This window comes from Azospirillum sp. TSO22-1, from assembly GCF_003116015.1.
Taxonomy (GTDB): Bacteria; Pseudomonadota; Alphaproteobacteria; order Azospirillales; family Azospirillaceae; genus Azospirillum.
The window spans coordinates 1-5,047 of sequence record NZ_LGQZ01000191.1 but is presented as its reverse complement, the minus strand read 5'-3'; the positions used below and the strand labels follow the sequence as shown (position 1 = coordinate 5,047).

6 protein-coding genes are annotated in these 5,047 nt (G+C 73.8%); all 6 read left to right on the top strand.

Translation table 11 applies throughout. The features are described from left to right. On the top strand, window positions 1-892 hold an 892-nt coding region (locus TSO221_RS33230), incomplete at its 5' end, for a methyl-accepting chemotaxis protein (RefSeq protein WP_247878383.1). Window positions 893-955: 63 nt separating this feature from the next. Further along, complete coding sequence (locus TSO221_RS33225) at window positions 956-1,639, top strand: response regulator transcription factor (protein WP_109122746.1); 684 nt, start codon at window positions 956-958, stop codon at window positions 1,637-1,639. Further along, the gene (locus TSO221_RS33220; RefSeq protein WP_109122745.1) at window positions 1,636-2,982 is read left to right on the top strand and encodes a HAMP domain-containing sensor histidine kinase; all 1,347 of its coding nucleotides are present in this window, start codon (window positions 1,636-1,638) and stop codon (window positions 2,980-2,982) included. Before TSO221_RS33225 ends, TSO221_RS33220 begins: the two co-directional genes overlap by 4 nt. Beyond that, window positions 2,979-4,265: an HD domain-containing phosphohydrolase gene (locus tag TSO221_RS33215; RefSeq protein WP_109122744.1), complete on the top strand. Its 1,287-nt coding sequence runs from the start codon at window positions 2,979-2,981 to the stop codon at window positions 4,263-4,265. Before TSO221_RS33220 ends, TSO221_RS33215 begins: the two co-directional genes overlap by 4 nt. Window positions 4,266-4,380: 115 nt before the next feature. Further along, a complete protein-coding gene (locus TSO221_RS33210) occupies window positions 4,381-4,791 on the top strand; it encodes a hypothetical protein (protein WP_109122743.1) in 411 nt (136 codons plus the stop codon). Window positions 4,792-4,799: 8 nt separating this feature from the next. After that, window positions 4,800-4,928: a hypothetical protein gene (locus TSO221_RS36925; protein ID WP_282187863.1), complete on the top strand. Its 129-nt coding sequence runs from the start codon at window positions 4,800-4,802 to the stop codon at window positions 4,926-4,928. Window positions 4,929-5,047: the final 119 nt, after the last annotated feature.

Here is a 5,047-nt window from a genome sequence, read left to right as displayed (position 1 = left end):
GCGGGGGGGGGAGGCCCCCCCCCGCCGCACCGCCGAGGCCCACAGGCGGGGCCAGCTGGCGGCGTTTGCGCAGGCGCTGGACGACTCCGTCCGCACCGTCGTCGGCACGCTGTCCGGTTCGGCGGAGCAGCTCCAGGGCACGGCCGCCGCCATGTCGGAAGCCGCCGCCGACACCGCCCGGCGCAGCACCGGCGCCGACCGGCTGTCGGCCAGGGTGGCGGAGGAGATCGCCGAGGTCGCAGGGCAGACCGGCGCGCTCGCCCGGCGGATTGAGGCCGTCGGCGGCAAGATCGAGCACTCCACCCGGATCGCCGCCGGCGCGGTCGAGCAGGCGGAGCAGACCAACCACACCATCGAAGGGCTGGCGAACGCCGCCGGCCGGATCGGCGACGTGATCCGTCTCATCAACGACATCGCCGGCCAGACCAACCTGCTGGCGCTCAACGCCACCATCGAGGCGGCCCGCGCCGGCGCGGCGGGCAAGGGCTTCGCCGTGGTGGCGTCAGAAGTCAAGACGCTGGCCAACCAGACCGCCAAGGCCACCGAGGACATCGCGGCCCAGGTGGGCACCATCCAGGCGGCGACGGCCGACGCGGTGGCCGCCATCCAGCGCATCGGCGCCACCATCCGGGAAATCGACGGCATCGCCCGCGACATCGCCGACGCGGCGCGGGCGCAGCAGGACATCTCCGCCGTCATCGGCAGCCGCGTCCAGGGCACCACCCGGAGCATCGCTTCGGTGTCGTCCGACATCGTCGCGGTCAACCGGTCGGCGACCGAAACCGGAGCCGCGTCGGAGCGCATCGAATCGCTGGCGCGCAGCATCGACGGCGATGCCGGACGGCTGCGCGAGGCCCTGGCCCGCTTCCAGGCGAGCCTGCAGGAATCCTGACGGTTCCCTTCCACGCCGCCGTCAAACTTGATACGACCGTTGTCGAGAGCCTGGGAGAGCGTCATGCGCCTGCTGATCGTCGAGGACGAGGAGCAACTGTCCTCCCTGATCCAGGGCAACCTGCGCCGCGAAGGGTACGCCGTGGACGTCGCCGCCACCGGCGAGGACGCGCGGGCGGCGCTGGCGACCACGCGCTACGACGCGGTGCTGCTCGACCTCGGCCTGCCGGACGAGGACGGGCTGGCGGTGCTGCGCGACCTGCGCGCGGGCGGCGACGCCACCCCGGTGATCGCCCTGACCGCCCGCGATTCGGTCGGCGACCGGGTGCGCGGCCTGAACGGCGGCGCCGACGACTACCTGACCAAGCCCTTTGCGCAGGAGGAACTGGTCGCCCGCATCGCCGCGGTGCTGCGCCGCCCCGGCGGGGCGCTCGGCAGCCGGCTGACGCTCGGCGCGCTCGCCTTCGACACGCCGACGCGCGAGGTGACGGTGGACGGACGCGCGCTGGTGGTGCCTAGGCGCGAACTTGCGGTGCTGGAGGCGCTGCTGCGCCGGGCCGGCAAGGTGGTGACGCGCGAGGCGCTAGACGGCGCCGTCTACGCCTTCGGCGAGGAAACCGAGTCCAACGCCCTGGAGGCGCACGTCTCGCGCCTGCGCAAGCGGCTGGCGGAAGCCGGCGCCGGGGTGGCGATCCACGTCGTGCGCGGCGTCGGCTACCTGATCAAGGCCGGGGAGGCGCCGCGGTGAGCGTTCCGGCCGGACGCCGCGACCGCTTCCTGGTCGCCGTCATCGTCGCGGTCACGCTGGTGGCACTGGCCGCCGGCTATCTCGCCTCGCGCGCCCTGACGCAGCGGGTAACGCAGGCGCACGCGCTCACCCTCGCCCGCGATTTCACCGACGCGCTGGCCGGCGCGCTGACCGTCTTCGACGGCGACGGGCGCTTCGTCGGCATCGAAGGCGGCGAGAGGGACGCGGTGCTGCGCTTCGCCCGCCGGGTGGCGCACATCGACCGCATGCTGGCGATCGGGCCGGACCGCGTCGTCGCCTTCGACAGCACCGGCGGCAAGACCGGGCAGCGCTACGACAAGTCCTACATCGACGCCGCGCTGAGCCACGCCGCGGCGACCGTCATGTTCGCCGACCCCGACGACACCGGCCTCGGCGAGGACGCCGCGGTCTCCATCACCGAGGCCTACGTGCCCGTGCTGCGCAACGGCCGCCCGGTGGGCGTGTTCGAGCTGTACCTCGACGTCACCGACACCATGGCGTCCGTGGCCTCGGTGTTCGCCATCGCCTTCACCACCTTCGCGGCGGCCGTGCTGGCGGCCACGGCGGTGGCGGTGGTCCTGGTGCACCGCTCGCTGCGCCGCCGGCGGGAGGCCCTGTACCAGATGCAGGCGCTGCGCGACGCGGCGGAGGAGGCGCGGCGGGCGCTGGAGCGCGCCATCGACCAGCAGAAGCGCTTCACCGCCAACGCCGCCCACGAGCTGCGCACCCCGCTGGCCGTGCTGCGCGCCCGCATCGACGGGCAGCCGCCGTCGCCGGAGCGCGACGCGCTGCAGCGCGACGTCGACCGCATGGCCCGGCTGGTCGAGCAGTTGCTCGCCGTGGCCCGTCTGGAGGCCCGGCAGGTGACGCTGAGCGACGGCGTCGATCTGGTGGCGGTGGCGCGCGACACCGTGGCCCGCCTCTTCCCGCTGGCGCTGTCGAACGGGCGGGACCTCGCCCTGACGGCGCCGGACCGGCCGGTCACGGTGCGCGGTGACGCCTTCGCGCTGGAGGACGCCCTGCGCAACCTGATCGACAACGCCCTGCGCCACGGCCCGCCCGGGGAGACCGTCGAGGTGACGGTGTGCGCCGACCCGCCGGCGCTGGAGGTGGCCGACCGCGGCCCCGGGGTGCCGGCCGCCGTGCGGCCGCACCTGTTCGAGCCGTTCAGCCGCGGCGTCGACAGCAAGGGCGGCGCCGGCCTGGGGCTTGCCATCGTGGCGGAGACCGCCGCCATCCACGACGCCGTGGTGGCGGCCGATGACCGGCCGGGCGGCGGCGCCCGGTTCCGGCTGTCCTTTGCCTTGGGGGAGCACCGATGACGCTGCCGACCTACCGTTCGATCCTGCTGCGCGTCGCCGCCGCGGCGCTGGCCCTGGCCGCGCTGGCGGGCACCGCCGCCTTCCTCGTCGAGGTCGAGATCGCCGACGCCCGCGTCTCCGATCTCGCCAAGCACGAATCCGCCGCCTTCCTCGCCGACGCCCGCGACGCCCTGTCCGCCGACAGCGGCGCGCGCGCCGGCGACCTGCTGCACCGCTTCATGCGCGGCCGGGCCGAGTCCGGGCGGGCGGAGGCGGATGGAACCTTCATCGTCGCCGAACTCTACGACGCGGCCCAGGCCAAGACCGCCGAATACGTGGCGCCGGGGGCGGAATGGGCGGAGGAGCGGCTGAAGGGCGGCGGCCACCAGTTCCCGCTGCCCGGCGAATTCCGCTACGAGCGCTTCCACGTGGACGGCGTGATCTTCATCCAGACGATCGAGCCGCTGCTCGACCGCCAGGGGCGGATCCTCGGCTATTTCGAGAGCGTGTTCCGCCTGTCGCCCGAGCGCTCGGACGAGATCGTCAAGGACACCGCGATGGTGGTCGCCGTCTCCACCCTGTCGGTGCTGGCGGCGGCGCTGGTGCTGCTGCCGATCTTCGTCGCCTTCAACCGCGGCGTCATGGGCCTGTCGCGCCGCCTGCTCGACGCCAACGTCGAGATCCTCACCGTGCTGGGCAGCGCCATCGCCAAGCGCGACAGCGATACCCACGCCCACAATTACCGCGTGACCATCCTCGCCATCCGCCTGGCCGAGGCGATGGGCTTCGACGCCGACGCGATCCGGCGGCTGGTCAAGGGGGCCTTCCTGCACGACGTCGGCAAGATTGCCATCCCCGACCGCATCCTGCTCAAGCCCGGCAAGCTGGACGCCGCCGAGTTCGCCGAGATGAAGACCCACGTGGCGCACGGGCTGGACATCCTGAAGTCCTCGGCATGGCTGGCCGACGCCGCCGACGTGGTGGGCGGGCATCACGAGAAGTTCGACGGCAGCGGCTATCCCGCCGGGCTGGCGGGCGAGGCGATCCCGGCCGCGGCGCGCGTCTTCGCCATCGCCGACGTGTTCGACGCCCTGACCTCGCGCCGCCCCTACAAGGAGCCGATGCCCTTCGCCCAGGCCATGGCCATCCTGCACGACGGCGCCGGGCGGCACTTCGACCCGGCGATGCTGGCGCGCTTCGCCGCCATCGCCGAAGACCTGCACGCGCGGCTCACCGCGCTCGGCGACGCCGGCGTGGACGAGGAGTTGCGCCGGCTGGTCGGCCATTACTTCGCCACCCCCTGACGGCGCCGCGAACCTGAACGCCGGATGAACGGGGCATTCAGGCTCGGCTCAGCTCACGTCTCCTAGAGTGTGGTCATCGGGCGCCGAAGGGCGCCACAGACCGGAGACACGAGCCATGCTGAAGACCCTTCCCCTCGCGGCCCTCGCGCTCACGCTGGCCGCCGGCGCCGCCCAGGCCGGCGACCACCACGGCCGCGACCGCGGCCCCGCCGCCGGCGCCCCGCAGCCGATCGCCGAGCTGACCACCGCCGGTGCCGGCACCACCATCGGCACGGTGTCGAAGGTGGCGGCGAACTGGTTCACCATGAGCGACGGCCGCAACCAGATCGACGTCACCACCAAGGGCTTCCTGCCCGAAGGCCTGCAGCCGGGCCAGCAGGTCACGGTGACCGGCGGCCTGCGCCAGGGCGCCATCCGCGCCAGCCAGATCATCCGCGACGACGGCACCGCCTTCGGCCGCGGTGTCGACCGCAAGGGCCGCGAGGGCCGCGACGGCCGCCGCGAGCGCCGCCACGACGACGACTGAGCCGCGCAATGCTCACGCGCATGCTGATCCACGGGCTGGCCGCCGCCGCGTTCATCGCGGTCCTGGCGGCCGCCTATCAGGCGGGCGGCCTCGGCCTGTCCGGGCTGCCCGCCTTCGCCGCCGAACATCACGACTGACCGCCGAGGAGGGTCCGCCATGGCCGCCCGCAAGCCAACCGCCGCCGAGATGGCGTTCCTGCTGCTGTTCCACGCCACGCTGTCCGGCGCCTTCCTGGTCGCCTACCTGACCGGGGACG

Excerpts from the sequence above, each read along its gene's own strand:
- TSO221_RS33225 (WP_109122746.1), top strand. The coding sequence starts at position 956 with ATGCGCCTGCTGATCGTCGAGGACGAGGAGCAACTGTCCTCCCTGATC.
- TSO221_RS33215 (WP_109122744.1), top strand. The coding sequence starts at position 2,979 with ATGACGCTGCCGACCTACCGTTCGATCCTGCTGCGCGTCGCCGCCGCG.
- TSO221_RS33210 (WP_109122743.1), top strand. The coding sequence starts at position 4,381 with ATGCTGAAGACCCTTCCCCTCGCGGCCCTCGCGCTCACGCTGGCCGCC.
- TSO221_RS36925 (WP_282187863.1), top strand. The coding sequence starts at position 4,800 with ATGCTCACGCGCATGCTGATCCACGGGCTGGCCGCCGCCGCGTTCATC.